At 61.1% G+C, this 1,126-nt stretch carries 1 protein-coding gene; it reads right to left on the reverse strand.

Features of this window, described 5'->3' with window-relative positions; all coding sequences use genetic code 11:
- Positions 1–1,126: KUP/HAK/KT family potassium transporter (locus GSQ92_RS11785; protein WP_254066606.1), on the reverse strand; the 1,126-nt coding region annotated here is incomplete at both ends.

Genomic DNA, 1,126 nt, shown 5'->3' on the forward strand with positions numbered 1-1,126 from the left:
CCGCGCGGCGCCGCATGGCCTCGACGCCGCGATGCCATGTGGTCATGATCGTGAAGATAAACACACCCAAGAGCAGCGGAACCCAACCGCCCTCGCGCAGCTTGAGCAGGTTTGCTGCGAAGAAGGTGAGATCAAAGACCAGAAAGGCGCCACTCGCGGGAAGCGCGATCCATCTCGGCCAATGCCAGAGGTCACGCATCGCGTTGTAGAGGAGAACGGTCGTGAGAAGCATGGTGGTCGAGACGGCCGTGCCATAGGCGCCCGCCAGTCGGTCCGAACTCCCAAAACCGAAGGTCAGTGCGAGCGTGCCGATCATCATCGTCCAGTTCACCAAGGGCACATAGATTTGGCCGTATTCCCTGTCGGAGGTCTGGCGGATTAGCAAGCCCGGAAACCAGCCTAGCTGCATGGCCTGCCGGGTCAGGGAAAAGACCCCTGTGATGATGGCCTGGCTCGCAATGATGGTGGCAATGGTCGCGAGGCCGACGAGCGGAACGACGGCCCATCCGGGCGCGAGCTTGAAAAAGGGATTGCCTATTAAGTTGGGTGTCTTGATCAGAAGCGCCGTTTGACCCGCGTAGCTGAGCAGCAGTGCGGGCAGCACAACTCCGTACCAGGACAGACGGATCGGGCGACGGCCGATGCTACCCATGTCGGCGTAGAGTGCTTCGCCGCCGGTGATGGCGAGGAAAACGCCTCCGAGCACGATGAAGCTACGCCAGCCATGGCGGACAAGGAAATCTACCCCATGGCGCGGATCGATAGCGGCTAGGACTTCGGGACGTTGAACGAGACCTAGGAAGCCGAGCACTGCGATCGTCGCAAACCACAGCAGCATGATGGGGCCGAAAAAGCGGCCGATGCGGGCGGTGCCAAATGTTTGTACCGCAAACAGCGCGAATAAGATCAGAAGAGCTGCCGGCATCACATAGGGCTTGAAGATAGTCGTGACGACATTGATGCCCTCCAGCGCGCTCAGTACGGAGATGGCAGGCGTAATGATGCCATCCCCGTAGATTAGGGCGCCGCCAAACAGCCCCACGGCAACGAGTGCGGGGGCGGCACGGCCGGCGCGACCGGCAACGAGAGACATGAGCGCTAGGATGCCTCCCTCGCCGTGATTGTC

The organism is Acidisoma sp. S159, from assembly GCF_009766125.1.
Classification (GTDB): Bacteria; Pseudomonadota; Alphaproteobacteria; order Acetobacterales; family Acetobacteraceae; genus Acidisoma.